This window comes from Streptomyces sp. NPDC088733 (assembly GCF_044751185.1).
Classification (GTDB): domain Bacteria; phylum Actinomycetota; class Actinomycetes; order Streptomycetales; family Streptomycetaceae; genus Actinacidiphila.
Genome location: NZ_JBIVLH010000032.1, coordinates 13,956 through 37,032 on the forward strand (window position 1 = coordinate 13,956; position 23,077 = coordinate 37,032).

The 23,077-nt window shown below is 71.8% G+C and carries 26 protein-coding genes; 19 read left to right on the plus strand and 7 right to left on the minus strand.

What is annotated here, in order from left to right; all coding sequences use genetic code 11:
- Both ACIP64_RS36870 and ccsB read left to right on the plus strand, forming a co-directional pair.
- Nucleotides 1-1,797 carry a cytochrome c biogenesis protein ResB gene (locus ACIP64_RS36870; RefSeq protein ID WP_401595926.1) on the plus strand — a complete coding sequence of 599 codons (1,797 nt, stop codon included), beginning with the start codon at nucleotides 1-3 and terminating at the stop codon, nucleotides 1,795-1,797.
- Nucleotides 1,794-2,873: a c-type cytochrome biogenesis protein CcsB gene (gene ccsB, locus ACIP64_RS36875; RefSeq protein ID WP_401595929.1), complete on the plus strand. Its 1,080-nt coding sequence runs from the start codon at nucleotides 1,794-1,796 to the stop codon at nucleotides 2,871-2,873. Before ACIP64_RS36870 ends, ccsB begins: the two co-directional genes overlap by 4 nt.
- Before the next feature lie 17 nt (nucleotides 2,874-2,890).
- Here ccsB and ACIP64_RS36880 read toward each other — a convergent pair whose 3' ends face one another.
- The 3 genes from ACIP64_RS36880 to ACIP64_RS36890 are packed head-to-tail and all read right to left on the minus strand — an operon-like array spanning nucleotide 2,891 to nucleotide 4,723.
- Nucleotides 2,891-3,844 carry an isopenicillin N synthase family dioxygenase gene (locus tag ACIP64_RS36880; protein WP_401595931.1) on the minus strand — a complete coding sequence of 318 codons (954 nt, stop codon included), beginning with the start codon at nucleotides 3,842-3,844 and terminating at the stop codon, nucleotides 2,891-2,893.
- The gene (locus tag ACIP64_RS36885; RefSeq protein WP_401595933.1) at nucleotides 3,841-4,287 is read right to left on the minus strand and encodes a nucleoside deaminase; all 447 of its coding nucleotides are present in this window, start codon (nucleotides 4,285-4,287) and stop codon (nucleotides 3,841-3,843) included. The genes ACIP64_RS36880 and ACIP64_RS36885 overlap by 4 nt, the downstream gene beginning before the upstream one ends.
- Nucleotides 4,288-4,309: 22 nt before the next feature.
- Nucleotides 4,310-4,723, minus strand: a complete 414-nt coding sequence (locus ACIP64_RS36890) for a PLD nuclease N-terminal domain-containing protein (protein ID WP_401595935.1) — start codon at nucleotides 4,721-4,723, stop codon at nucleotides 4,310-4,312.
- 88 nt (nucleotides 4,724-4,811) lie between these two features.
- On the opposite strand from ACIP64_RS36890, the gene ACIP64_RS36895 reads away from it, so the two are divergent.
- Together ACIP64_RS36895 and mqnP are read left to right on the plus strand one after the other, a co-directional pair.
- Nucleotides 4,812-6,263 (plus strand): menaquinone biosynthesis decarboxylase, encoded by a 1,452-nt coding sequence (locus tag ACIP64_RS36895; protein WP_401595938.1) that lies wholly within the window; start codon nucleotides 4,812-4,814, stop codon nucleotides 6,261-6,263.
- Entirely contained in the window at nucleotides 6,260-7,183 is a 924-nt protein-coding gene (gene mqnP / locus ACIP64_RS36900) for a menaquinone biosynthesis prenyltransferase MqnP (RefSeq protein ID WP_401595940.1), read from the plus strand. Before ACIP64_RS36895 ends, mqnP begins: the two co-directional genes overlap by 4 nt.
- A gap of 40 nt (nucleotides 7,184-7,223) precedes the next feature.
- Here mqnP and ACIP64_RS36905 read toward each other — a convergent pair whose 3' ends face one another.
- The 3 genes from ACIP64_RS36905 to ACIP64_RS36915 form a co-directional block, all read right to left on the minus strand.
- Nucleotides 7,224-7,913: a DUF4870 domain-containing protein gene (locus ACIP64_RS36905; RefSeq protein WP_401595943.1), complete on the minus strand. Its 690-nt coding sequence runs from the start codon at nucleotides 7,911-7,913 to the stop codon at nucleotides 7,224-7,226.
- Nucleotides 7,914-7,958: 45 nt separating this feature from the next.
- A complete protein-coding gene (locus ACIP64_RS36910; protein ID WP_401596063.1) occupies nucleotides 7,959-8,495 on the minus strand; it encodes a rhomboid family intramembrane serine protease in 537 nt (178 codons plus the stop codon).
- Nucleotides 8,496-8,707: 212 nt separating this feature from the next.
- Entirely contained in the window at nucleotides 8,708-9,781 is a 1,074-nt protein-coding gene (locus ACIP64_RS36915; RefSeq protein WP_401595945.1) for a hypothetical protein, read from the minus strand.
- Nucleotides 9,782-9,884: 103 nt separating this feature from the next.
- On the opposite strand from ACIP64_RS36915, the gene ACIP64_RS36920 reads away from it, so the two are divergent.
- The 5 genes from ACIP64_RS36920 to ACIP64_RS36940 all read left to right on the plus strand — a co-directional run bounded on the left by ACIP64_RS36920 (nucleotide 9,885) and on the right by ACIP64_RS36940 (nucleotide 13,457).
- Nucleotides 9,885-10,619, plus strand: a complete 735-nt coding sequence (locus ACIP64_RS36920; protein WP_401595947.1) for a UbiX family flavin prenyltransferase — start codon at nucleotides 9,885-9,887, stop codon at nucleotides 10,617-10,619.
- A 97-nt stretch (nucleotides 10,620-10,716) separates the two neighbouring features.
- Nucleotides 10,717-11,172 carry an Lrp/AsnC family transcriptional regulator gene (locus ACIP64_RS36925; protein WP_360902850.1) on the plus strand — a complete coding sequence of 152 codons (456 nt, stop codon included), beginning with the start codon at nucleotides 10,717-10,719 and terminating at the stop codon, nucleotides 11,170-11,172.
- Nucleotides 11,173-11,240: 68 nt separating this feature from the next.
- A complete protein-coding gene (gene mqnE, locus ACIP64_RS36930; RefSeq protein ID WP_401595950.1) occupies nucleotides 11,241-12,404 on the plus strand; it encodes an aminofutalosine synthase MqnE in 1,164 nt (387 codons plus the stop codon).
- A gap of 124 nt (nucleotides 12,405-12,528) precedes the next feature.
- Nucleotides 12,529-13,047, plus strand: coding sequence for a GNAT family N-acetyltransferase (locus tag ACIP64_RS36935; RefSeq protein ID WP_401595952.1), 519 nt, complete (start codon nucleotides 12,529-12,531; stop codon nucleotides 13,045-13,047).
- A 113-nt stretch (nucleotides 13,048-13,160) separates the two neighbouring features.
- Nucleotides 13,161-13,457: a DUF4229 domain-containing protein gene (locus ACIP64_RS36940; protein ID WP_401596065.1), complete on the plus strand. Its 297-nt coding sequence runs from the start codon at nucleotides 13,161-13,163 to the stop codon at nucleotides 13,455-13,457.
- Nucleotides 13,458-13,642: 185 nt separating this feature from the next.
- Here ACIP64_RS36940 and ACIP64_RS36945 read toward each other — a convergent pair whose 3' ends face one another.
- Complete coding sequence (locus tag ACIP64_RS36945; RefSeq protein ID WP_018558781.1) at nucleotides 13,643-13,846, minus strand: cold-shock protein; 204 nt, start codon at nucleotides 13,844-13,846, stop codon at nucleotides 13,643-13,645.
- Between the two features lie 309 nt (nucleotides 13,847-14,155).
- On the opposite strand from ACIP64_RS36945, the gene ACIP64_RS36950 reads away from it, so the two are divergent.
- The 10 genes from ACIP64_RS36950 to ACIP64_RS36995 all read left to right on the plus strand — a co-directional run bounded on the left by ACIP64_RS36950 (nucleotide 14,156) and on the right by ACIP64_RS36995 (nucleotide 23,028).
- On the plus strand, nucleotides 14,156-15,016 hold the full coding sequence (locus tag ACIP64_RS36950; protein WP_401595956.1) for a menaquinone biosynthetic enzyme MqnA/MqnD family protein: 861 nt from the start codon (nucleotides 14,156-14,158) through the stop codon (nucleotides 15,014-15,016).
- Nucleotides 15,017-15,100: 84 nt separating this feature from the next.
- A complete protein-coding gene (locus tag ACIP64_RS36955; protein WP_401595958.1) occupies nucleotides 15,101-16,753 on the plus strand; it encodes a protein kinase in 1,653 nt (550 codons plus the stop codon).
- Between the two features lie 53 nt (nucleotides 16,754-16,806).
- Nucleotides 16,807-18,006, plus strand: coding sequence for a cyclic dehypoxanthinyl futalosine synthase (gene mqnC / locus ACIP64_RS36960; RefSeq protein WP_401595960.1), 1,200 nt, complete (start codon nucleotides 16,807-16,809; stop codon nucleotides 18,004-18,006).
- Nucleotides 18,007-18,025: 19 nt separating this feature from the next.
- The gene (locus ACIP64_RS36965) at nucleotides 18,026-18,430 is read left to right on the plus strand and encodes a hypothetical protein (protein ID WP_401595962.1); all 405 of its coding nucleotides are present in this window, start codon (nucleotides 18,026-18,028) and stop codon (nucleotides 18,428-18,430) included.
- Between the two features lie 62 nt (nucleotides 18,431-18,492).
- Nucleotides 18,493-19,548, plus strand: a complete 1,056-nt coding sequence (locus tag ACIP64_RS36970; protein WP_401595964.1) for a calcium-binding protein — start codon at nucleotides 18,493-18,495, stop codon at nucleotides 19,546-19,548.
- Between the two features lie 55 nt (nucleotides 19,549-19,603).
- Nucleotides 19,604-20,293 (plus strand): demethylmenaquinone methyltransferase, encoded by a 690-nt coding sequence (locus ACIP64_RS36975; protein ID WP_401595966.1) that lies wholly within the window; start codon nucleotides 19,604-19,606, stop codon nucleotides 20,291-20,293.
- Between the two features lie 62 nt (nucleotides 20,294-20,355).
- A complete protein-coding gene (locus tag ACIP64_RS36980) occupies nucleotides 20,356-21,648 on the plus strand; it encodes a geranylgeranyl reductase family protein (RefSeq protein ID WP_360902823.1) in 1,293 nt (430 codons plus the stop codon).
- A 132-nt stretch (nucleotides 21,649-21,780) separates the two neighbouring features.
- The gene (locus ACIP64_RS36985; protein WP_401595969.1) at nucleotides 21,781-22,236 is read left to right on the plus strand and encodes a helix-turn-helix domain-containing protein; all 456 of its coding nucleotides are present in this window, start codon (nucleotides 21,781-21,783) and stop codon (nucleotides 22,234-22,236) included.
- On the plus strand, nucleotides 22,233-22,595 hold the full coding sequence (locus ACIP64_RS36990; RefSeq protein WP_401595971.1) for a DUF4180 domain-containing protein: 363 nt from the start codon (nucleotides 22,233-22,235) through the stop codon (nucleotides 22,593-22,595). Before ACIP64_RS36985 ends, ACIP64_RS36990 begins: the two co-directional genes overlap by 4 nt.
- Nucleotides 22,596-22,731: 136 nt before the next feature.
- On the plus strand, nucleotides 22,732-23,028 hold the full coding sequence (locus ACIP64_RS36995; protein ID WP_401595973.1) for a hypothetical protein: 297 nt from the start codon (nucleotides 22,732-22,734) through the stop codon (nucleotides 23,026-23,028).
- Nucleotides 23,029-23,077: the final 49 nt, after the last annotated feature.

Here is a 23,077-nt window from a genome sequence, read left to right on the forward strand (position 1 = left end):
ATGAGCTCCAAGAACAGCGAGACGGCGGCCCCGGGCCGCCCCGCGGAGGCCGAAGCGGGCCCGGACGCGGACACGGGCGCCGACCTGGGGGCCGCCGGCGCCCAGCTGTCGACCGCGCCGGTGGAGGACCTGGGCGAGATCGTGCCCGGCTCCTTCGGCGGCGTGCGCAGGCCCGGCTTCACCGGCGGGCTCGCCTGGACCGTCCGCGAGGTGTGGGGCTGGCTGCGCTGGATGTGGCGGCAGCTGACCTCGATGCGGGTCGCGCTGGTGCTGCTCTTCCTGCTGTCGCTGGCCGCGATCCCCGGTTCCCTGGTCCCGCAGACCAGCGTCGACGCGGTCAAGGCGCAGGACTTCAAGGACGCGCACACCACGGTGGCGCCCCTGTACGAGAAGCTCGGCCTGTTCCACGTCTACAGCTCGGTGTGGTTCTCGGCGATCTACATCCTGCTCTTCGTCTCGCTCGCCGGCTGCATCGTGCCGCGCAGCTGGCAGTTCGTCGGCCAGCTGCGCGCCAAGCCGCCGCTGCCGCCGCGCAACCTCACCCGGCTCCCGGCGTACGCGACCTGGCGCACCGCGGCCGAACCGGACGAGGTGCTCGAAGCGGCACGGCGGGTGCTGCGCGGCCGCCGCTTCCGGACCCGTACGGCCGATTCAGCGGTCGCCTCCGAGAAGGGCTATCTGCGCGAGGCGGGCAACCTGCTCTTCCACGTGGCCCTGTTCGGCCTGTTGATCGCCTTCGCGGTGGGCGGCCTGTTCAAGGCCGAGGGAGGAAAGCTGATCGTCGAGGGCGACGGCTTCAACAACACCCTCACCCAGTACGACGACTTCAAGCCCGGCACCTTCTACAACGCCGACGACCTGGCGAGCTTCGGCTTCAAGCTGGACGGCTTCACCGCCTCGTACGCCCGCTCCGGTCCCGAGAAGGGCACCCCGCGCACCTTCCGCGCCCACATCCACTACTGGACGAGCGCGGACGGCAAGCGGACACCGTCGGCGATCGAGGTCAACAAGCCGCTGGAGATCGGCGGCTCGAAGGTCTACCTCATCGGCCACGGCTACGCGCCCTCGGTCACCGTCCGGGACGGCAAGGGCAATGTGGTCTTCGAGGGCCCGGTGCCCTTCCTGCCGCAGGACGGCAACCTCACCTCGTCCGGCGTGATCAAGGTGATGGACGCCCGCAACCACGCGGACAAGCGGATCCAGTACGGCTTCAGCGGCCTGTTCACCCCGACCTTCGGGCTCAACGCCACGCAGGGACCGCACTCCACGTTCCCCGCCCTGGACTACCCCGCGCTCGTCCTCACCGCCTACTACGGCGACCTGGGCGTGGACGCCGGCCTTCCGCAGAACGTGTACCAGCTCGACACGGCCAACATGAAGCAGTTCAAGGACGCCGGCGGAGAGATCCTCCGCAAGGCCATGAAGCAGGGCGACACGCTGACCCTGCCGAACGGCGACGGCACCCTCACCTTCGACGGCGTCAAGACCTGGGCCAGCTTCCAGGTCTCCCACCAGGTCGGCAACGGCTGGGCGCTGGTGAGCGCGGTGTCCGCGATCCTCGGCCTGGCCGGTTCGCTGTTCATCCAGCGCCGCCGCGTGTGGGTGCGGGCGGTGCGCGGCGCGGACGGTACCACCGTCGTCGAGCTCGCCGGTCTCGGCCGCAGCGAGTCGGTGCGGATCGCCGAAGAACTCGGCGACCTCGCCGCAGACCTCACGTCCACGGCACCGCTGCTGCCCGCGGCGGACCCGGAATCCTCAGAACACCCCCTGCCCGATGACGAAGGAGCGCGCGCGTGACCAGTGCTGCCGCGGTCAACGAGAACGTCGCCCATATCAGCAACTACCTGATCTACTCGGCGATGGCGGTCTACACGCTGGCCTTCCTCGCCTACATCGCGGAGTGGGTCTTCGGCAGCCGCAGCAAGGTCGCCAGGACCTCCGCCGCGCTCGCCGCCGAACCCGCCGCGGACCGGCCCGCGGTGACCGTCACCGTCAAGGGCGGCGGCACCGCCACCCTGCAGCGGCCCACGGTCGTCACCCGTGCCTCCAGCAGCGACCGGGGCTTCGCGGACGGACCCGGCGCCGCCGGCGGCGACCGGCAGGGGGACACCTACGGCCGGATGGCGATCTCCCTCACCGCGCTGGCCTGGGCGATGCACGTGGGCAGTGTCGTCGCCCGCGCGGTCTCGGTGCAGCGCGCGCCGTGGGGCAACATGTACGAGTTCTCGACGACCTTCGGCGCCGTCGCGGTCACCGCGTACCTCGTGCTGCTCGCCCTGGGCAAGAAGGTCCGCTGGATCGGGCTCATCCTGACCACGACGGTCCTGCTCGACCTGGGTCTTGCCGTCTCCGTCCTCTACACCGACAGCGACCAGCTGGTTCCCGCCCTGCACTCGTACTGGCTGTGGATCCACGTCTCCTGCGCGATCATCTCCGGAGCGGTGTTCTACCTGGGCGCGGTCGCCACGCTGCTCTACCTCCTCCGCGACCACTACGAGACCGCCCTCGCCGCGTCGGGCAAGGCCGAGGGCACCTGGGCGGGCATCATGTACCGCCTGCCGGCCGCCGCGAGCCTGGACAAGTTCGCGTACCGGGTCAACGCCATGGTCTTCCCGCTGTGGACGTTCACGATCATCGCGGGCGCGATCTGGGCCGAGGCGGCCTGGGGCCGCTACTGGGGCTGGGACCCCAAGGAGACCTGGTCCTTCATCACCTGGGTCGTCTACGCCTGCTACCTGCACGCCCGCGCCACCGCCGGCTGGAAGGGCCGCAAGGCCGCCTACCTGGCGCTGCTCGCCTTCGCGTGCTTCCTGTTCAACTACTACGGCGTGAACATCTTCATCACCGGCAAGCACTCCTACGCGGGCGTCTGAGCCCGCGCGGGGATCACTCAGTCCACGCTGATCGCGTCCAGCTTGGCCCTCAGGTACGTGTGCGAGTCCACCGGCTCGTACGCGACCCGGCCGACGGGCGCGGGCAGCGGCACGACGCGGGTGCCCGGGTCGCACTCGAAGAACCAGACCAGCGACATCAGCTCCTCCGCCGGCGCGTCGGCCGGCGGGGGCAGCACCTGGTGCCGTCCGGAGCGCCAGCGGTCGCCGGTCCAGCGGGCCATCAGATCGCCGATGTTGACGGTGAACGCGTCCGGGTGCCAGGGGGCGTCCTGCCAGCCGCCGGCATCGGTGTGGACCTGGAGGCCGCCCTTGCCCTGCTGGCGGTCGAGCACGGTGACGGTGCCGAAGTCGGTGTGCGGGCCGATCCGGAACTGGCCCGGCGCGGGCTCCCCGACGACCTCGGTGCCGGGGTACCAGTTGAGGTTCAGGCCCCAGGTGGGATGTCCCGTGTGCCGGGTGAAGAAGTCCGGCGCCACGCCCAGCGCGGCGGCGAGCAGTTCCAGCAGGCGGTCCGACAGCTCGCGCATCCGCGCGATGTACTCCGTCACCAGCGGCCGCAGCCCGGGCACCTGGGACGGCCAGACGTTGGGCAGGAACCACTCGGCGTCCACGGCCGGATCGCCGGTGGGTCGCTCGGCCGCGAACGACCAGGATTCCTTCAGGTCCGGCGGGGTGGGCGTGCCCTCCGCGGAGGCATTGGCCTCCGCGCCCGGGCCCAGCCAGCCGCGGCCGCCGACCCGCACCGCGTACGGCTGCTTGGCGTCGGTGGGCAGCAGGAAGAAGCGGCGGGCGGCCTCCCGGATCGCCGCGCGCAGGCCCGGATCGACCCCGTGCCCGGTGACCAGCAGGAAGCCCGCCGCGCACAGGGCTTCGTCGACGGTGGTGGCGACGCGGGCCCGGGCGGCGGCGTCGCCGGAGAGCCAGGGGCCGAGGTCGATGGTGGGGATCATGCGCCGATGTCCTCGTTCCACAGGTCCGGGCGGGCCCCGATGAAGTCCGTCATCATCGCCACGCACTCCGGGTCGTCCAGCAGCACGATCTCCACCCCGTGCTCCGCCAGCCAGTCGTGGCCGCCCCGGAAGGTGCGGGCCTCGCCGATGACCACCCGGGAGATCCCGAACTGCCGCACCAGGCCGCTGCAGTACCAGCACGGCGACAGCGTGGTCACCATCGTCGTGCCGCGGTAGGTGCGCTGCCGGCCGGCCGCGCGGAAGGCGGCCGTCTCGCCGTGCGCCGACGGGTCGCCGTCCTGGACGCGGCGGTTGTGGCCGCGGCCCAGGACCGTGCTGCCGTCCGCGGCATAGAGGGCCGCGCCGATGGGGATGCCGCCCTCCGCGAGGCCCGCGCGGGCCTCGGCGACGGCCGTCGTGAGCATCGCCTGTGCGGTGTCCATGACGGCCAGTGTCCCGCAGGGATCAGCCGCGGGGCGGTGTTTCGTCCTGCGTGCCGCCGGAACCGCTCTCGCGGCGCCGCAGTTCCTCCTCGCGGCGGCGCAGGTCGGCCTCCCAACTCTTCAGCAGCTGCTCGTCGCGCTTGTTCTCCTCGCGGAGCGAGTGCAGGAACTGCGGGTTGTCGTCGGGGGCGACCCACTGCGTGCGATGGTTGCGGTGCCACTCCGCGGGCGTGCTGCCGCCGGCCGGCGCGCCGCGGTGCCTGCCCGCGACCAGCCAGACGATCGGGCCGACCAGGATCTCGCCGAAGAGCAGGATGATGATGAGCCACACGACCTTGGGGAGACCGCGGACCTGCTCCTCGGGAGTGTTGAGGCAGTCGATGAAGGCGTAGATCATCAACGCCAGCACCAGCAGGAACGGAAGAAGCCGGATCATCGCGGAAGTGCCCCCCAGGCAGCGACGGCGGGGCATGACAGGGCCCCGGTGACGGGTCAAGAGTAGTGCGTACCGGATACTGGACAGCATGGCTTACGACGATCTTCGCTCGCTGCTGAGGGCCCTGGAGAAGGACGGCGACCTCAAGCGCGTCACCGCCGAGGTCGACCCGTACCTGGAGGTCGGGGAGATCGTCGACCGCGTGAACAAGGCGGGCGGCCCGGCGCTGCTGTTCGAGAACGTCAAGGGCTCCTCGATGCCCCTGGCGATGAACGTGTACGGCACCGACCGGCGGCTGCTGAAGTCGCTGGGCCTGACGTCCTACGCCGACATCGGCGACCGCATCGCCGGGCTGCTCAAGCCGGAACTGCCGCACGGATTCGTCGGGGTGCGCGAGGCCTTCGGCAAGCTCGCCGGGATGACCCACGTCCCGCCGAGGAAGGTGAAGGACGCGCCCGTCCAGGAGGTCGTCCTCACCGGCGACGACGTGGACCTCGACGCGCTGCCCGCGCTGTTCACCTGGCCCGAGGACGGCGGCTCCTTCTTCAACCTGGGCCTGACGCACACCAAGGACCCCGAGACCGGGGTGCGCAACCTCGGCCTGTACCGGCTCCAGCGCCACGACCGCCGCACCATCGGCATGCACTGGCAGATCCACAAGGACAGCCGCAACCACTACCAGGTGGCCCTGCGGCGCGGCGAGCGGCTGCCGGTCGCCATCGCCTTCGGCTGCCCGCCGGCCGTGACGTACGCCTCCACCGCCCCGCTCCCCGGCGACATCGACGAGTACCTTTTCGCGGGCTTCGTCGGGGGCAAGCGGGTGGAGATGGTCGACTGCAAGACGGTGCCGCTCCAGGTCCCCGCCCATGCCGAGGTGGTGCTGGAGGGCTGGCTGGAGCCCGGGAAGACGCTGCCCGAGGGGCCGTTCGGCGACCACACCGGCTTCTACACCCCGCAGGAGCCCTTCCCGGCGCTGACCATCGACTGCGTGACGATGCGCAAGCGCCCGCTGCTGCAGTCCATCGTCGTCGGCCGGCCGCCGACCGAGGACGGCCCGCTGGGCCGGGCCACCGAGCGGTTCTTCCTGCCGCTGCTGAAGATCATCGTGCCGGACATCGTGGACTACCACCTGCCCGAGGCCGGCGGCTTCCACAACTGCGCGATCGTCTCGATCGACAAGAAGTACCCCAAGCACGCCCAGAAGGTGATGCACGCCGTCTGGGGCGCCCACATGATGTCGCTGACCAAGCTGATCGTCGTGGTCGACGCCGACTGCGACGTGCACGACCTGCACGAGGTCGCCTGGCGGGCGCTGGGCAACACCGACTACGCCCGCGACCTGTCGGTCGTCGAGGGACCCGTGGACCATCTCGACCACGCCTCCTACCAGCAGTTCTGGGGCGGCAAGGCGGGCATCGACGCGACCCGGAAGCTGCCCGAGGAGGGCTACACCCGCGACGGCGGCTGGCCCGAGATGGTGGTCTCCGACCCGGAGACCGCCGCGAAGGTCGACCGCCGCTGGAAGGAGTACAACCTGTGAGCGCGGAATCCGCGACCCCGGACCTTTTCGGCCCCTCGCCCCGGCCCGACGGCAAAGTCCGCGCGTTCCTGCGGCTGGTGCTGATCGAGCACTCGGTCTTCGCGCTGCCCTTCGCCTACATCGCCGCGCTCAGCGCGATGTTCGCCGAGGACCGGAGCGTGCACTGGTGGCAGCTCTTCCTGATCACGGTCGCCATGGTGGGCCTGCGCACCTTCGCGATGGCCTGCAACCGGATCATCGACCGCGAGATCGACGCCCGCAATCCGCGCACGGCCGGGCGTGAACTGGTCACCGGCGCCGTCTCGGTGCGCTCGGCGTGGACCGGCGCGCTGATCGCCGTGGCGTTGTTCCTCGGCGCGGCCGCCCTGCTCAACCCGCTCTGCCTGGCGCTCGCGCCGGTCGCGGTGGTGCCGATGGTGGTCTACCCGTACGGCAAGCGGTTCACCGACTACCCGCACGCGATCCTCGGACTCGCCCAGGCCATGGGCCCGGTGGGTGCCTGGCTCGCGGTCAGCGGGACCTGGTCGTGGGACGCGGTGATCCTCGGTCTCGCGGTCGGTGTGTGGATCGGCGGTTTCGACCTGATCTTCGCCTGCCAGGACGTCGCCGCCGACCGCGCCCACGGCGTGCGTTCCGTGCCCGCCCGCTTCGGCATCGACGGCGCGCTGTACGGCGCGCGCGTCAGCCACGTGGTGACCACCGTGCTGCTCGTCTGGTACGGACTGGCCGTGGGCGCCGGTGCCTTCTGGTGGATCGGCATGCTGATCGTCGGCGGCGCGTTCGTCTACGAGCACAGCATCGTCAAGCCGGGCGACCTCAGCCGGCTCAACCGCGCCTTCTTCACGGTCAACGGCTTCATCGGCATGGCGCTGTTCGTGTGCGCGCTGCTCGACCTGATGGTCCGGGGGCTCGGCGTCTGAGCGCCGCCCGCCCCCGGCCCCCGGGCCGGCGAGCTTTCGCTCAGCCCTGCTCGGACTTGACGAACGGCAGCGCGACGAGCCGCGGATAGCGCCACCACTGGCCGCTGTTGGCCTTGGTGGCGGCGATGGCGCAGAAGATGATCCCGAGCAGCATGTGGAGCGCGCACAGCGCGAGCAGGCCGAAGCCGACGATGGCCAGGACGATCGGGCCGTTGTCCTCGCCGTGCCAGATCGCGCCGCCGATGCCGAGGCCGTAGCCCACGCCGCCCAGCAGGACGGTCATGGCGGCGGTGATGCCGAAGTTCATCGCCTGCGCGGAGTGGTGGCGGATGAACGGGTCGTACTTGTTCTGCTCGTTGTTGCGGATGATCAGCGGCGGGATCCAGCCCAGCGCCCAGCCGAGGCAGCAGATGCTGGAGCCCACGAGGACCGTGATCAGGGCGCTCAGGTGCGCCCACATCGCCGGCCCGGTCGGCGGCCGCATCGGCGGCTGCGGGAACGGCGGCGGATAACCCGGGGCGCCCGCCCAGCCGGGGCCCGGGCCGCCGGGCTGCCCGGGGTGTCCGTACGGCGGGGGCGGCGGGGGGAACGGACCGGCCCCGGGGGCGGCGTACGGGCCGGGTCCGGGCGGCGGCGGGCCCTGCGGGGGTCCCTGCGGCGGCCCTTGAGGCGGGCCCTGAGGTGCCATGTCCTGCGGCGGTGTGCTCTCGTGCTTGCTGAAATCGGTCATGCGCGACCGCCCCCCCGTGATCGTGTTGTCCGGGATCCTACGGCCTCACCGGATCAGCCCGTCGACGGGGCGGTCACGGAACAGGAACGCCGCGGCCACCCCGCCCGCCAGGCCGAAGAGATGGCCCTGCCAGGACACCCCCTGCGCGGTGGGCAGAACCCCCCACAGGATGGAGCCGTACAGCACCGCGACGACCAGGCCGACCGCGATGTCGATCAGCCGCCGGTCCACGAAGCCGCGCACCAGCAGATAGCCGAAGAGGCCGAAGACCAGCCCCGAGGCGCCCGCGGTGTTGGTGTGCGGCGGCGCGACCAGCCAGACCCCCAGGCCGCTGCACAGGATGATCACAAAGGCCACGCTCAGGAAGCGGCGGGTGCCGCGCAGCGCCGCCAGGAACCCCAGCACCAGCAGCGGCAGGCTGTTGGCGGCGACGTGGTCGAAGCCGAAGTGGATGAAGGCCGCCGGGACGATGTCCCGCAACTCCCCTGCCTCGCGCGGCACGATGCCGAAGGTGTCGAGCGCGTGGCCGGTCATGGCGTCGACCGACTCGATCAGCCAGAGCAGGCCCACCCAGCCGAGCATGAGCGCACCGGCCGTACGGGCCCGGACGCCCGGGCCCGGCACGGCGCCGCTGCGGGCGCCGTGCCGGGCGTCACCGGCGTCGTGGCCGGCGATGGGTTCGTACGCCACAGGATCCCCCCTCGTGGTGGTCCACCGTCCGTGCGTCCGTCCGGGTGTCCCCCCGGACTTTCCACGGTAGACAACGACTTGGGCGTACGTGGCGGTTCCGCGCCTTACGCGGCCATTCCGCCCGCCATGAGCTGCATCACGGCGCCCATGATGTCCTGGGGGTTGAGCGGGGTGGCGCCGGCCGGGGCGGCGACGGGCTGCGCGTCGGGCGCGAAGCCGACGGTCAGCGGCAGCGCGCCCTGGATCTCGTTGCCGGTGTCGAACTGGTCGAGGTCCAGGGTGATCCCCGACAGGGCCCCGTCCTTGACGGCCACGTCGACGCTGACGTCCTTGTCCGGCACCGACTGCAGGTCGGCGGTCGAGAACCCGTCCGGCAGCTGGTCCGCCACGGGCTTGAGCGCCTCGGCGAGGGCGTCGGCCGTCTTCCCGGCCGGCAGGGTCACCTTGACGTGGTCGGCGCCGTCCTTGCTGCCGGCGTCGGTGAACTTCGCGTTGTGCTCGACGGCCTCGCGCAGCGCCTTGGTGACCTGCTCCGCCGTCTTGGGGTCCAGGGCCGAGGTGTCCGGCAGCGGCGAACCGCCCTCCTTGGCCATGCTCTTGGAGAACTCCTCGAAGGACTTGACGTCGACGGAGACCCACTTGCCGCCGACCGCGTCCTTCACGGACTTCAGCGAGGAGGGCAGCTTGTCGGCCGCGTCGAGCATCTGCCGGAACTGCTGCAGATCGGCCTTGTCCTCCTTGGTGGCGAGACCGTCGGCGAGCGTCAGGAACTGGCGCAGGTCGGCGCGGAGGTAGACCTGCTTCCCCGCCAGGCTGCGGACCTCCAGCAGGTCCTTGCCCTGGCCGAGCGAGACCCGCAGCGCGACCGAGGCGGGGTCGGTCTTGGTGTCCTTGATGTCCTTGAGCGGCTTGTCGGCGCTCACGGACATCGAGACGTCGAAATCGGCGAGCAGTTTCGCGTAGTCCTGGGTGAAGCCGTCCGAGCCCTTGAGCGCGGTCCAGATCTGCTGCTGGTTCCCGTCGAAGCCCACGGACAGCGTGACGGACTTCTGCTCGCCGAGCCCGTCCAGCGCCTGCTGGACCTTGGCGCCGGCGCTCAGGCTCGTGGTGGTGCCGCACGCGGCGGCGGTGGTGAGTACGAAGGCGGCGCAGCCGGCGGCGGCGATGCCCTTCCGCATGGCGATGATGGTTCTCTCCCCAACCCCTTGGTTGTTACATGAACACCTCATTGACGCATGAGCTGGGCGGAAGGTTGTACGAGGGGCCGGATAGGCTCGCCCCATGGACGAGCGCGGGCGCGGGACGCCCTGGGTGGTCGGGGTCTCCGGGGCCTCCGGGACGCCGTACGCGGCCGCCGTGATCCGGGCGCTGCTGCACGCGGGCGAGGCCGTCGACCTGGTGGTCAGCCGGGCCGCCCGCCTCACGGTGCTGGACGAGACCGGGGCGCCCTTCCGTGACGGCCACTGGCGCGAGGACCTGTCCCGCTGGCTGGCCCGCGGCGCCGACGGCACCCCGGACCGCTTCACGGCCGACGTCACCCGGGTGCGCCACTGGGCCGCCGGGGATCTGGCGGCCGGGCCGAGTTCGGGCTCGTACCCCGTCAAGGGCATGCTGATCGTCCCGGCGAGCACCGCCTGCGTGGCCGGGGTCGCGCTGGGACTCTCCAAGGACCTGCTCCAGCGCGCCGCGAGTGTCACCCTGAAGGAGCGGCGGCCGCTGGTGGTGGCCGTACGGGAGACACCGCTCGGCGGGCAGACCCTCCGGCACCTGGTCGCCCTGGACGAGGCGGGTGCCGTGGTGCTTCCCGCGTCGCCGGCGTTCTACGCGGGCGCCCGGCACATCCAGGACCTCGTCGACTTCGTGGCCGGCCGGGTGCTGGACGCCGCCGGGGTGCCGCACAAGCTCTACCACCGCTGGGAGGGCGAGCTGGGGGCCGCGCGGGCGGCCGCCGGGACTGCTGGGACCACCGGGTTCCCCGGGCCTGCCGGGACTGCTGAGGCGGATGACGGCGGATGAGGCCCCTGCCGCTCGATGCGCAAGGCACATGCCCGCTGATGCCTTAGATTCTTGTCCCGACAGCGCAATCACGGCACGAATGAAGGGGTCCAGTCTGATGGACGCGGTGGACAGGCAGCTCATTCAGGCCCTCCGTGAGAACGGCCGGGCCTCGTACGCCGAGCTGGGCCGGCTGGTGGGCCTGTCCGGCCCCAGCGTCACCGACCGGATCAACCGCCTGGAGCAGGCCGGCGTGATCACCGGCTACCGGGCCACCATCCACCCCGCCGCGCTCGGCCTCGGCGTCACGGCCCTGGTCGGTCTGCAGCTGAGCGACGCCGCCGACCACGAGGACGTCGCCACGCGGCTGCGCGATCTCGACGAGATCGAGGACTGCTGGTTCATCGCCGGCGACGACTCCTACATGCTCAAGGTCCGCGTCCCCGACGTGGACGGCCTGGAGCACACCATCCGCCGGCTGTCCGGCACCAAGGGCGTCGCCCGCACCCGCACCACCATCGTGCTGTCCACCAAGTGGGAGAACCGGGTCGGGGAGCTGCCCGAGTCCGTGTAGGCGTAAGGTCGAGCGGGTTGTCCGCCGGCCGACGGCCGGTCGAGGAAGGTGTGGAGGCGAGGCGAGGCATGGACGCTGGGCTCAAGCGGGAGCTGGAGGAGAAGGTCTACGCGGGTGAGCGGCTGACCCGTGAGGACGGCATCGCCCTCTACGCGTCCGACGACCTCGCCTGGCTGGGCGGCCTCGCCCACCACGTGCGGACGGTGAAGAACGGCGACGTCGTCCACTTCAACGTCAACCGCCACCTCAACATGACCAACGTGTGCACGGCCTCCTGCGCCTACTGCTCCTTCCAGCGCAAGCCGGGGGAGAAGGACGCGTACACGATGCGCATCGAGGAGGCCGTGCGGCTGGCGAAGGAGATGGAGGGGGAGAACCTCACCGAGCTCCACATCGTCAACGGCCTGCACCCCACGCTCCCGTGGCGCTACTACCCGCGCTCGCTCAAGGCGCTCAAGGAGGCGCTGCCGAACGTCTCCCTCAAGGCGTTCACCGCCACCGAGATCCACCACTTCGAGACGATCTCCGGGCTGAGCGCGAGCGAGATCCTGGACGAGCTGATCGAGGCCGGCCTGGAGTCGCTGACCGGCGGCGGCGCCGAGATCTTCGACTGGGAGGTGCGGCAGCACATCGTCGACCACCGCACCCACTGGGAGGACTGGTCGCGCATCCACCGCCTGGCGCACGAGAAGGGTCTGAAGACCCCGTGCACCATGCTGTACGGGCACGTCGAGGAGCCCCGGCACCGGGTGGACCACGTGCTGCGCCTGCGCGAGCTCCAGGACGAGACCGGCGGCTTCCAGGTCTTCATCCCGCTGCGCTACCAGCACGACTTCGTCGACCTCAAGGACGGCAAGGTCCGCAACACCCTCCAGGCCCGCACCACCATGGCCTCCGGCGCCGACGCGCTGAAGACCTTCGCGGTCTCCCGGCTGCTCTTCGACAACGTCCCGCACGTGAAGGTCTTCTGGGTCATGCACGGCGTCCAGACCGCGCAGCTGGCGCTCCAGCACGGCGCGGACGACATGGACGGCTCGGTCGTCGAGTACAAGATCACCCACGACGCCGACAACTACGGCACGCCCAACAAGCTCACCCGTGACGACCTGCTGGAGCTCATCACGGACGCGGGCTTCCGCCCGGTCGAGCGCAACACGCGCTACGAGATCATCCGCGAGTACCCGGGCCCGGACGCCGCGCGCCGCGAGGCGCCGCAGCCGATGCGCTTCTGACCCGTACCGTGCACCGCACGTGGAGCGCGGGCCCCGGCGACCCCGGGCCCGCGCTTCACGTGAATGTCGCCCGGAGTCCGGACCGCCTTCAGGGCCCGTCAGTGGGCGTCCCTAAAGTTGCGCCATGGCACTGCGCTTCACCCTCGACCCCGAGCTCACCGCCGACCTGCGGAGCCAGCTCGTCACCCTCTGGACGGACGTCACCAACGCCGGCGGCGCCGTCGGCTTCGTGGCCCCCGTCACCGCCGCGGACGTGGCCCCGCAGGCGGAGGGCCGCTGCGAGGCGATATCCGGGGGCCGGGCGCATCTGATCGCCGGATTCGAGGACGGGCGCCTGGCCGCGACGGCCTTCCTGACCCTCAACACCCACCGCCTGATGGGGCATTGGGCCTGGCTCTACACCGTCATGGTCGACCCCGCCCACCAGGGGCGCGGGCACGGCGCGGACCTGCTGCGGGAGGCCGAGCGCGCGGCGCGCGAGCTGGGCCTGGAGGGGCTGCGGCTCACCTGCCGCAGCGGCATGGGCCTGGACCGCTTCTACGCCTCCGTCGGCTACAAGGAGGTCGGCAGGACGCCCGGGGCGATCCGCATCGCCGCAGGTGACGACCGGGACGAAATCACGATGTGGCTCCCGCTGCTCTGAGCGTCGCGGCCCCGTGCTTCACTGGTGGGCGAGTACGTCCGGTACGTCCCGTGGGCCGGACCGCCGAACACACCGAAGGAAGTGGCATCGCCGTGAGCTGGAAGCCGAGTCCCATGCTGCGCTACTCCCTGATGCGCCTTGGCCTCTTCGCGGCCTGCTTCCTCGTCATCTGGGGTCTGGTCTACGTCCACGTCCTGCCGGCCGGGCTCGGCGACTCCAACCTGCTGTGGGTCATGCTGCTCGCGCTGGTGATCAGCGCGCCGCTCAGCTTCGTCGTGCTGCGCGGTCTGCGCGAGCAGGCCTCCGTGCAGGTCTCGGCCCGTGTGGAGCGCACCCGGGCCAACCTCGCCGCCAGTGCCGCCCAGGAGGACGAGGCGGACGACGCCTCGCGCGCGGCGACCCGGGGCTGAACCCGGGGGCCGGCTACCCGGTCGCCGGCCGCGGCAGGTTCCGCCGGCACCGCTGCGCGGTGTTCCCGGCCGCATTCACGGAGTAATCCGGCCGTCCCGCACCGGGGAAAAGGCAGGAGCCCCGCACGCTGTGCGGGGCTCCTTGGGTACTGCTTATCGGGTACTACTACACGCTGTCTCCGCAATTAGGCGGGGACGACGTTCTCCGCCTGCGGGCCCTTCGGACCCTGGGTGACGTCGAAGGTCACCGCCTGGTTCTCCTCCAGCGAGCGGAAGCCGCTGGCGTTGATCGCGGAGTAGTGGACGAAGACATCGGGGCCGCCGCCGTCCTGGGCGATGAAGCCGAAGCCCTTCTCGGCGTTGAACCACTTGACGGTTCCGGTAGCCATAAGCCCTCCTTGGGCCAAAGGGTTGCCCTGCTCCAGAACCTGCCCTGCTAACCGCAAGAAGTCTGAAAACTACAAAAGCCCGCGGTCACATGCTCCGCAGGCTTTGTACTGCAAGGGAAACCAAACTGCAACTTGCGACGACAGTAGCACGGAGCATCCTCACCGGGGAAGAGCGGCAAGATCCCCATTCACCCGGACCGCCTAAAGAGCGAACGCACGGTGAACCCCTGGCCTCTGGACGGTGCCCGGGACGACACCGCCGAAGGGCCCCGCCGAAAGATCACCGGAGCGGGGGTCTAGCCTCCTGATGTGGACAAAGCTGCGCCTCTTCCCTCCGCCGGTGGTGAGCGCCGGACCCGGCCTCGCGTCGGGCACATCCAGTTCCTGAATTGCGTCCCTCTTTACTGGGGGTTGGCCCGAACGGGTGCCCTGCTGGACCTGGAGCTCACCAAGGACACCCCCGAGAAGCTGAGCGCCCAGCTCGTCTCCGGCGACCTCGACGTGGGCCCGATCACGCTCATGGAGTACCTGCGCCACTCCGACGAGCTCGTCGCCCTCCCGGACATCGCCGTCGGCTGCGACGGCCCGGTCATGTCCTGCGTCATCGTGAGCCAGGTCCCGCTGGGCAGCCTGGACGGCGCCCGGGTCGCCCTCGGCTCCACCAGCCGTACGTCCGTACGACTCGCGGAGCTGCTGCTCGCCGAGCAGTACAAGGTCGCGCCCGACTACTACACGTGCCCGCCGGACCTGTCGCTGATGATGCAGGAGGCGCAGGCCGCCGTGCTGATCGGCGACGCCGCGCTGCGCGCCTCGCTGCACGACGCGCCGCGGCTGGGCCTGGAGGTGCACGACCTCGGCCTGATGTGGAAGGAGTGGACCGGGCTGCCCTTCGTCTTCGCCGTGTGGGCCGCCCGCCGCGACTACCTGGCCGCCCACCCCGAGGCCGTGCACGAGGTGCACCGGGCCTTCCTCGCCTCCCGCGACCTGAGCATGGAGGAGGTGGAGAAGGTCGCCGAACAGGCCGCCCGCTGGGAGTCCTTCGACGCGGACACGCTGCAGCGCTACTTCACCACGCTGGACTTCTCCCTCGGACAGGACCAGTTGACCGGGATCGCCGAGTTCGCCCGCCGCGTGGGGTTCCCGCCCCGGGCACGGGTACACCTTCTCTGATTTCACGGGCTTCCCGTAGGTTGCCCGGCGTATGCGGGGAACTCCCGTTGTTCTTCGACCTTCCGCACCGCGAGAGGCGCGCAGATGCAACCGCTACAGGCGAACGACCCCACGGCGATCGGTCCCTACCGCCTGCTCGGCCGGCTCGGGGCCGGCGGCATGGGCCGGGTCTACCTCGGACGCAGCCCGGGCGGCCGCACCGTGGCCGTGAAGGTGGTGCGCTCGGAGCTCGCCGACGACCCGGAGTTCCGCACCCGCTTCGAGCGCGAGGTGGAGGCGGCGCGCCGGGTCGGCGGCACGTGGAGCGCCCCGGTGCTCGACGCGGACACCGACTCGCCGGTGCCCTGGGTGGCCACCCGCTACGTCGCGGGCCCGGCGCTGTCCGACGCCGTGAAGACCTTCGGGCCGCTGCCCGAGAACGGCGTACGGGCGCTGGCCGCCGGGCTCGCCGAGGCGCTGGAGCAGGTGCACGGGCGGGGCCTGGTGCACCGCGACATCAAGCCGTCCAACGTGCTGCTGTCACTGGACGGCCCGGTACTGATCGACTTCGGCATCGCCCGGGCCATGGACGCCACCGCGGCGCTCACCAGCAAGGGCGTGGTCGTCGGCTCGCCCGGCTACATGGCCCCCGAGCAGGTCACCGGCCGGCCGACCGGGCCCGCCGCCGACATCTTCGCGCTCGGCGCGGTGATCGTCTACGCCGCGACCGGGCAGGGACCGTTCGCCGGCGACAGCGCGGCCGTGCTGCTGTACAAGGTCGCCCACGAGGAGCCCGAGTTCGACGGCATGCCCGCGGGACTGCGCCGGGTCGCCGAGTCCTGCCTGGCCAAGGACCCCGCGGAGCGCCCCACCCCCCGCCGGCTCGCCGAGCTGCTCGCGCCGGACGGCGGGGCCGCGTCCCTGGTGCGCGGCGGCTGGCTGCCCGCGGCGCTGACAGAGGGGCTCGGCCGCCAGGCGGTCGAGCTGCTGGACCTGGAGCCGACACCGCCGCCGGGCGCGCTCGGAGGCGGTGCGGCAACTCCCGGCGTTGACACGGCCGGCACCGGCTCGCTGTACGGCTCGTACGGCACTTTCGGCCCGCCGCCGTCGCTGACCGGGCAGCCGCAGGACGCGGTGCCGTCCGCGTTCGCCGCCACGCCGCCGCCGGCCGCCCCTCCCGCCGTGCCCCGCGGCGGTGCCCGACGCGCGGTGTCGCTGGCGGGCGCGGGCGCCGTGCTGGTCGCGGCGGCGGTGACGCTCGGGCTCGTGCTGCACCGGGGCGGGGGCGACGACCAGGGCAAGGGCGGCGGCGATCCGACGTCCTCCCGGTCCACCGACTCGGCGCCCGCGACACCCTCGCGCGGCGCCGCGACCCCCTCCGCGCCGCGGCTGGCGGCGCTGCCCGCGGCCTTCGCCGGCACGTGGAAGGGCGACACGGTCACCGCCCACGGTCTGCCCGGCACCTTCGAGATCACGATCACCGAGGGCAAGGTCGGCGCGGTGGTGGGACGCGACAAGAGCGTGCTGTCGCTGCTCGGGGAGACCTACGACTGCAGCGGCCAGTGGAAGCTCGCCACGGCCACCGAGCGGTGGATCGTCCTGGACACCAGCGGCGGCACCAACCCGCATCCCGGGGTCTGTTCGGACGGTTCGGCCGACGAGCGCTTCACTCTCAACGACGACGGCTCGCTGCACTACCGGTCGGGCGACTCCCTGGCCGGGAACCCCGAGGGCGACCTCGCCAAACAGGGCGGCTGACGCCCTGGCGTAGGCTGAGCCAGTCCGTCACAACCCCTCGGAAGGGATGCCCGGTGAGCGAGAACGCCGATCTGCAATCCGTCCTCGACCGTGCCGCCGACGGTGGCCGCATCACCCCCGAGGAGGCGCTCGACCTCTACCGCTCCGCACCCCTGCACGCACTGGGCGCCGCCGCGGACGCGGTGCGCCGCCGCCGCTACGTGGGCGTCGAGCACATCGCGACGTACATCATCGAGCGCAACATCAACTACACCAACGTGTGCGTGACGGCCTGCAAGTTCTGCGCCTTCTACGCCGCGCCCAAGGACACCGCCAAGGGCTGGACCCGCGACCTGGACGACATCCTGCGCCGCTGCGCGGAGACCGTCGAACTCGGCGGCACCCAGATCATGTTCCAGGGCGGCCACCACCCGGACTTCGGCGTCGAGTACTACGAGAAGCACTTCAGCGCGATCAAGCAGGCCTACCCCCAGCTGGTCATCCACTCCCTGGGGGCCTCCGAGGTCGAGCACATGGCCCGGATCTCCGAGGTGCCGGTGGAGGAGGCCATCACCCGCATCCACGCGGCGGGCCTCGACTCCTTCGCGGGCGCCGGTGCCGAACTGCTGCCGGCGCGGCCGCGCAAGGTGATCGCCCCCCTGAAGGAGAGCGGCGAGCGCTGGCTGGAGATCATGGAGACCGCGCACAACCTGGGCGTGGAGTCCACCTCCACGATGCTCATGGGCACCGGCGAGACCAACGCCGAGCGCATCGAGCACCTGCGGATGATCCGCGACGTCCAGGACCGTACGGGCGGCTTCCGCGCCTTCATCCCGTACACGTACCAGCCCGAGAACAACCACTTGAAGGGCCGCACGCAGGCCACGCTCTTCGAGTACCTGCGGATCATCGCCGTAGCGCGGCTCTTCCTGGACAACGTCGCCCACATCCAGGGCTCCTGGCTCACCACCGGCAAGGAGGTCGGCCAGCTGTCGCTGCACTACGGCGCCGACGACCTCGGTTCGGTGATGCTGGAGGAGAACGTCGTCTCCTCGGCCGGGGCCAAGCACCGCTCCAACCGCATGGAGCTGATCCACCTGATCCGCGCCGCGGGCCGGGTGCCCGCCCAGCGCGCCACCACCTACGAGCACCTGGTGGTCCACGACGACCCGGCGAACGACCCGGTCGACGACCACGTGGTCTCCCACCTGTCGTCGACCGCCATCGAGGGCGGCACGGCGCACCCCGAGCTCAAGCTCATCAGCACCTCCTGACCGGCGCCCGCGGTCCGCGATGCTGACGATCCACGCGGGCGCGGACGGCGCGGCCCTGATGGTCGACGGCGGCACCATCGCCGCCGCCGGCCCGGTCGACCACCTGCGCGCGAGCCGTCCCGGCGCCCGGGTCCGGTCCTGGCCCGGCACGCTGCGGCCCGGGCTGACCCACCAGGGCGAGCTGCCCGCCGCACCCAGTCCGCGCGAGCGGGTGCACGCCCTGCTCAGCAGCGGCGTCACGGCCGTGGCGACCGTTCCCGACGACCCCGCGCTGCGGTCCGCGCTGGACCGCAGCGGCCTGCTGCCCGCGCGCCGGGCACCGGAGCCGGCCCCGGGGGCCCGGGCGGACTTCGCTGTCGTCGACGGGAGCGGCGCCTGCCTGGCCACGGTCGTCGGGGGACGGCTGCTGTACCGCAGGGCGTGAGCCGGTCACCCGGCCGCCGTGCACCGGTGGCCGGCTGACAGCCCGTCGCTTAGGTTCCGGTCATGCCGGACATATCCGTTCCCCGTGCCCTCCCCGGCGGCCTCGCGGCCCCGGTGGTCGCCGTGCTCACGGCGATCGCCCTCGTGGCGCTCCCCGCGACCGCCATCGGCGAGGTGCCCTCCGCGGGGGCGTCGCTCTGCTTCGGCCGCGTGCCGACGATCACCGGCTCCGGCGGCATCCAGGGCACCCCCGGCGACGACGTCATCGTCGGCTCCGCCGGGCCCGACCGCATCGACGGCGGGGGCGGCGACGACCGCATCTGCTCCCTCGCCGGGAACGACCGGGTCAGCGGCGGCCCCGGGAACGACAGCATCGCCACCGGCGCCGGCGACGACCTGGCGGCCGGCGATCTCTTCATCGACCGCGGCGACGCCGTCGGCCAGGGCGACGACCTGCTGATCCTGGGGGAGGGCGACGACCGCGCCGCGGGCGACAACAGCGCCACCGCGGGCGACGCGTTCGGCGGCGGCGACGACCGCATGGACGGCGGTCCCGGCGACGACCTGATGACCGGCGACTCCGCCGCCGACACCGGCAACGCCTTCGGAGCGGGCGACGACGTCCTCAAGGGCGGGGCCGGCGCCGACCGCCTGGTCGGCGACAGCTTCGCCCTCCTCAACGCCGTCGGCAGCGGCGGCGACGACCTCCTCGACCTCGGCGCGGACGGCGGGTTCGCGGCCGTCGGCGACAACTACTCCGTCAGCCGGGGCCGCACCGCGGCGGGTTCCGGGGACGACCGGATCATCGGCGGCGCGGCCGACGAGACCCTGATCGGGGACAACTCCGGCGACCACGTCACCACGGCCGGCAACGACGTGATCACCGGGCACCGCGGCCGTGACACGATCTTCGGGGACAACACCGACGTGGCCCGCGCCGCGAGCAACGGCACGGCCGGCGGCCGCGACCTGCTCGTGGCCGGTCCCGGCGACGACGTAGTCCGCGCGGGCCCGGGCGACGACCGGATCGACGGCGGCGCGGACCGCGACCTGTGCGACGGCGAGGCCGGCACCCGCGACCGCGCCGAGCGGTGCGAGACCTCACCCGGCATCCCGTGACCGCTCGCCCGGGCCCCTGCGCGGGACCCGGGACCGCCGGGTGAACAATGGGGGCGTGACCCGAGCCTCCCTGGACAAGCAGCCGCACGAAGTCGCCGCGATGTTCGACGACGTCGCGGCCAACTACGACCTGACCAACGACGTGCTCTCGCTCGGGCAGGACCGGCGCTGGCGCAGGACCGTCGCGCAGGCCCTGGACGTGCGCCCCGGCGAGCGGGTGCTGGACCTCGGCGCCGGCACGGGCACCTCCTCGCTCCCCTTCGTGCAGGCCGGTGCGGACGTCGTGCCCTGCGACTTCTCGCTCGGCATGCTGCGCGAGGGCAAGCGCCGCCACCCCTCGCTGCCGCTCACCGCGGGCGACGCGACGCGACTGCCGTTCGCCGACGGGGTCTTCGACGCCGTCACCATCTCCTTCGCGCTGCGCAACGTCCACGACACCGACGCGGCGCTGCGCGAGATGCTGCGCGTCACCCGGCCCGGCGGGCGTGTGGTCATCTGCGAGTTCAGCCACCCCACGTGGGCGCCGTTCCGCACCGTCTACACCGAGTACCTGATGCGGGCGCTGCCGCCGGTGGCCCGCGCGGTCAGCAGCAACCCCGACGCGTACGTGTACCTCGCCGAGTCGATCCGCTCCTGGCCCGACCAGCCCGCGCTGGCCGCACGGCTGCAGAAGGCCGGCTGGCAGCGGGTCGCGTGGCGCAACCTGTCCGCCGGGATCGTCGCACTGCACCGGGCGGTGCGCTGACCCGGGGCACCGCCTCATAGACTCTCCACGCCCCTTCCCCACACCGACGGGAGACCCCGACCGTGACTGACACGACCGTCGCCTCCGAGCGCAGTGCCGATGTGATCGTCGTCGGGGCCGGTCCCGCCGGTTCGACGACCGCGTACTACCTGGCGAAGTCCGGTCTGGACGTGCTGCTGCTGGAGAAGACCGCGTTCCCCCGCGAGAAGGTGTGCGGCGACGGTCTCACGCCGCGGGCGACCAAGCAGCTCGTCGCGATGGGCATCGACGTCTCCGAAGAGGCGGGCTGGCTGCGCAACAAGGGCCTGCGCATCATCGGCGGCGGCGTCCGCCTCCAGCTCGACTGGCCGGACCTGGCCTCCTTCCCCGACTACGGACTCGTCCGCAAGCGCGAGGACTTCGACGAAGTGCTGGCCCGCCAGGCCGAGAAGGCCGGCGCGCGGCTGTACGAGCGCTGCAACGTCTCCGGTCCGATCCGCGACGAGCGCACCGGCCGCATCATCGGTGTCGAGGCGAAGCTCGGCGAGGAGAAGACCCCGGTCACCTTCCACGCCCCGCTGGTCGTGGCCGCCGACGGCAACTCCACCCGGCTCTCGCTGGGGATGGGCCTGCACCGCCGCGAGGACCGTCCGATGGGCGTCGCGGTCCGCACGTACTTCACCTCGCCCCGCCACGACGACGACTACCTGGAGTCCTGGCTGGAGCTGTGGGACCGGCGCGTTCCCGGCGACCCCCGCATGCTGCCCGGCTACGGCTGGATCTTCGGCATGGGCGACGGGACGTCCAACGTCGGCCTCGGTGTGCTCAACACCTCCGCCTCCTTCAAGGAGCTGGACTGGCGCGAGATCCTCAAGGCCTGGTGCGCGTCCATGCCGGAGGACTGGGGCTACACCCCCGAGAACATGACCGGCCCCATCCGCGGCGCCGCGCTCCCCATGGCCTTCAACCGCCAGCCGCACTACACCCGCGGACTGCTGCTGGTCGGCGACGCGGGCGGCCTGGTCAACCCGTTCAACGGCGAGGGCATCGCCTACGCGATGGAATCCGGCCGGATCGCCGCCGACGTCATCGTCCAGGCGCACGCCCGCGGCACCGCGGCGCAGCGGGAGCTGGCGCTGCACCACTACCCGCGCATCCTGAAGGACACCTACGGCGGCTACTACACGCTCGGCCGCGCCTTCGTGAAGCTGATCGGCAACCCGAAGGTGATGAAGCTGGCGTCGCAGCGCGGACTCAGCCACCCGGTGCTGATGCGCTTCACGCTCAAGCTGCTGGCGAACCTCACCGACCCGACCGGCGGCGACGCGATGGACCGCGTCATCAACGGCCTGTCGAAGGTGGCCCCGCGGTCGTGACACCGCCCCGCTGAACCCGGCGTGGCCGCCCTCCTCGGGGCGGCCACGCTTCTTTTTTGCTGCCCCTCACTCCACAACGGTGATGCACTCAACCTTCCCTTTCTTTACGTATGAAGGGTAGGATGCGTAAATATGGAGCAGGATTGGTACTCGGTGGAGCAGGTGGCCGAGCGGCTCGGACTGCATGTGCGGACCGTGCGCGGCTACATCCGCGACGGGCGGCTGAAGGCCGTGCGCATCGGCAAGCAGTACCGCGTCGCCGCCGCCGGCCTCGACGCGCTCACCGGCCGGCCGGCCCCCGCACCGCCTCCCCGGCGGGCCGAGGTCTCCGCCATCGTCGAACTCGAGGGCATCGGGGCGGCGGCCGCCGACCGCCTGACCACCCTGCTCTCCGCCGGGGCCCGGATGCCGCGCGACGACGCGGAGCCGTTGCGCATCCAGACCGTGCACGACGGGCCGCGGGCCCGGCTCAAAGTGGTCGTCCTGGGCGGACTCGCCCCCACGGCGGACGTCCTCGCCACCATCGACGGCATTCTCGGAGCGGAGAACGGCATGTTCCAAGGCGATCCCGAAGGCGGGCCGCAGTGACTGACGTGGTGACCGAACGCGCCGGGGTGCCCGTGCTGGTCGTCGGCGAGGACGGCCCCGGCATCGCCGGCCCGCAGGACGCGCTCGACCTGATCGGCGCCGCCTTCTCCCGCGCGGAGGTGGTGGCCGTGCCCGCCTCCCGGTTCGACGAGCGCTTCTTCGCGCTGCGGACCGGGGTGGCCGGCGAGATCCTGCAGAAGTTCGTCAACTACCGGCTGCGGCTGGTGGTCGTCGGCGACATCTCCGCCCGCACCGGGGCCAGTACGGCGCTGCGCGACCTGGTGCGCGAGTCCAACCGGGGCAACCAGGTGTGGTTCGTGTCCGATCTGGCAGAACTCGACGCCCGGTTGGCGGGTTGACGGGGACGTCTGACATCGATGTCACCTGTGGCGAGGGGGCGTTGGGGGTGCAAGCCCGAAATGCGTCATTCGCGATGGTGTGCCCATACTTTTGCACACCCCACCGGGGACACCGTCAACGGGAGGAAGGCGCATCATGAACCTCTTCACGAAGTCCCTTGTCACCGCCGCCGTCACTGTTCTGCTTGCGGGCGGCGGGATGATCGCTACCACCGCCGCCTCCGCCGCCCCCTCGGGGCACGGCAAGAGGCTCCACTGCACCTGGCACAAGGGGTACTGGACGTTCCGCCACGCCTCGGGCCGCAACGACCACGGCGACCACGGCGGCCGGGACGACCGCGACCGCCGCGGCGGACACGCCGGTTCGTCCCACGGCTCCCTGCGCTGGGAGCGGGTCTGGCACCCGGCCCACAAGGTCTGCGTGCGCCGCTGACCCCCGTTCACGCCCCCGTAACCGCCTCTTCCCGAGCCCGGCCCACCGC

Coding starts and splice junctions, on each gene's coding strand:
- ACIP64_RS36895 (WP_401595938.1), top strand. CDS start 4,812: ATGGCTTACGACGATCTTCGCTCGCTGCTGAGGGCCCTGGAGAAGGAC.
- ACIP64_RS36910 (WP_401596063.1), bottom strand. CDS start 8,495: ATGCTCGGCTGGGTGGGCCTGCTCTGGCTGATCGAGTCGGTCGACGCC.
- ACIP64_RS36920 (WP_401595947.1), top strand. CDS start 9,885: ATGGACGAGCGCGGGCGCGGGACGCCCTGGGTGGTCGGGGTCTCCGGG.
- ACIP64_RS36890 (WP_401595935.1), bottom strand. CDS start 4,723: ATGATCCGGCTTCTTCCGTTCCTGCTGGTGCTGGCGTTGATGATCTAC.
- ACIP64_RS36885 (WP_401595933.1), bottom strand. CDS start 4,287: ATGGACACCGCACAGGCGATGCTCACGACGGCCGTCGCCGAGGCCCGC.
- ACIP64_RS36965 (WP_401595962.1), top strand. CDS start 18,026: ATGCTGACGATCCACGCGGGCGCGGACGGCGCGGCCCTGATGGTCGAC.
- mqnE (WP_401595950.1), top strand. CDS start 11,241: ATGGACGCTGGGCTCAAGCGGGAGCTGGAGGAGAAGGTCTACGCGGGT.
- ACIP64_RS36955 (WP_401595958.1), top strand. CDS start 15,101: ATGCAACCGCTACAGGCGAACGACCCCACGGCGATCGGTCCCTACCGC.
- ACIP64_RS36880 (WP_401595931.1), bottom strand. CDS start 3,844: ATGATCCCCACCATCGACCTCGGCCCCTGGCTCTCCGGCGACGCCGCC.
- ACIP64_RS36915 (WP_401595945.1), bottom strand. CDS start 9,781: ATGCGGAAGGGCATCGCCGCCGCCGGCTGCGCCGCCTTCGTACTCACC.
- ACIP64_RS36985 (WP_401595969.1), top strand. CDS start 21,781: ATGGAGCAGGATTGGTACTCGGTGGAGCAGGTGGCCGAGCGGCTCGGA.
- ACIP64_RS36905 (WP_401595943.1), bottom strand. CDS start 7,913: ATGACCGATTTCAGCAAGCACGAGAGCACACCGCCGCAGGACATGGCA.
- ACIP64_RS36870 (WP_401595926.1), top strand. CDS start 1: ATGAGCTCCAAGAACAGCGAGACGGCGGCCCCGGGCCGCCCCGCGGAG.
- ACIP64_RS36935 (WP_401595952.1), top strand. CDS start 12,529: ATGGCACTGCGCTTCACCCTCGACCCCGAGCTCACCGCCGACCTGCGG.
- ACIP64_RS36925 (WP_360902850.1), top strand. CDS start 10,717: ATGGACGCGGTGGACAGGCAGCTCATTCAGGCCCTCCGTGAGAACGGC.
- ACIP64_RS36940 (WP_401596065.1), top strand. CDS start 13,161: ATGCTGCGCTACTCCCTGATGCGCCTTGGCCTCTTCGCGGCCTGCTTC.
- ACIP64_RS36945 (WP_018558781.1), bottom strand. CDS start 13,846: ATGGCTACCGGAACCGTCAAGTGGTTCAACGCCGAGAAGGGCTTCGGC.
- ACIP64_RS36970 (WP_401595964.1), top strand. CDS start 18,493: ATGCCGGACATATCCGTTCCCCGTGCCCTCCCCGGCGGCCTCGCGGCC.
- ACIP64_RS36995 (WP_401595973.1), top strand. CDS start 22,732: ATGAACCTCTTCACGAAGTCCCTTGTCACCGCCGCCGTCACTGTTCTG.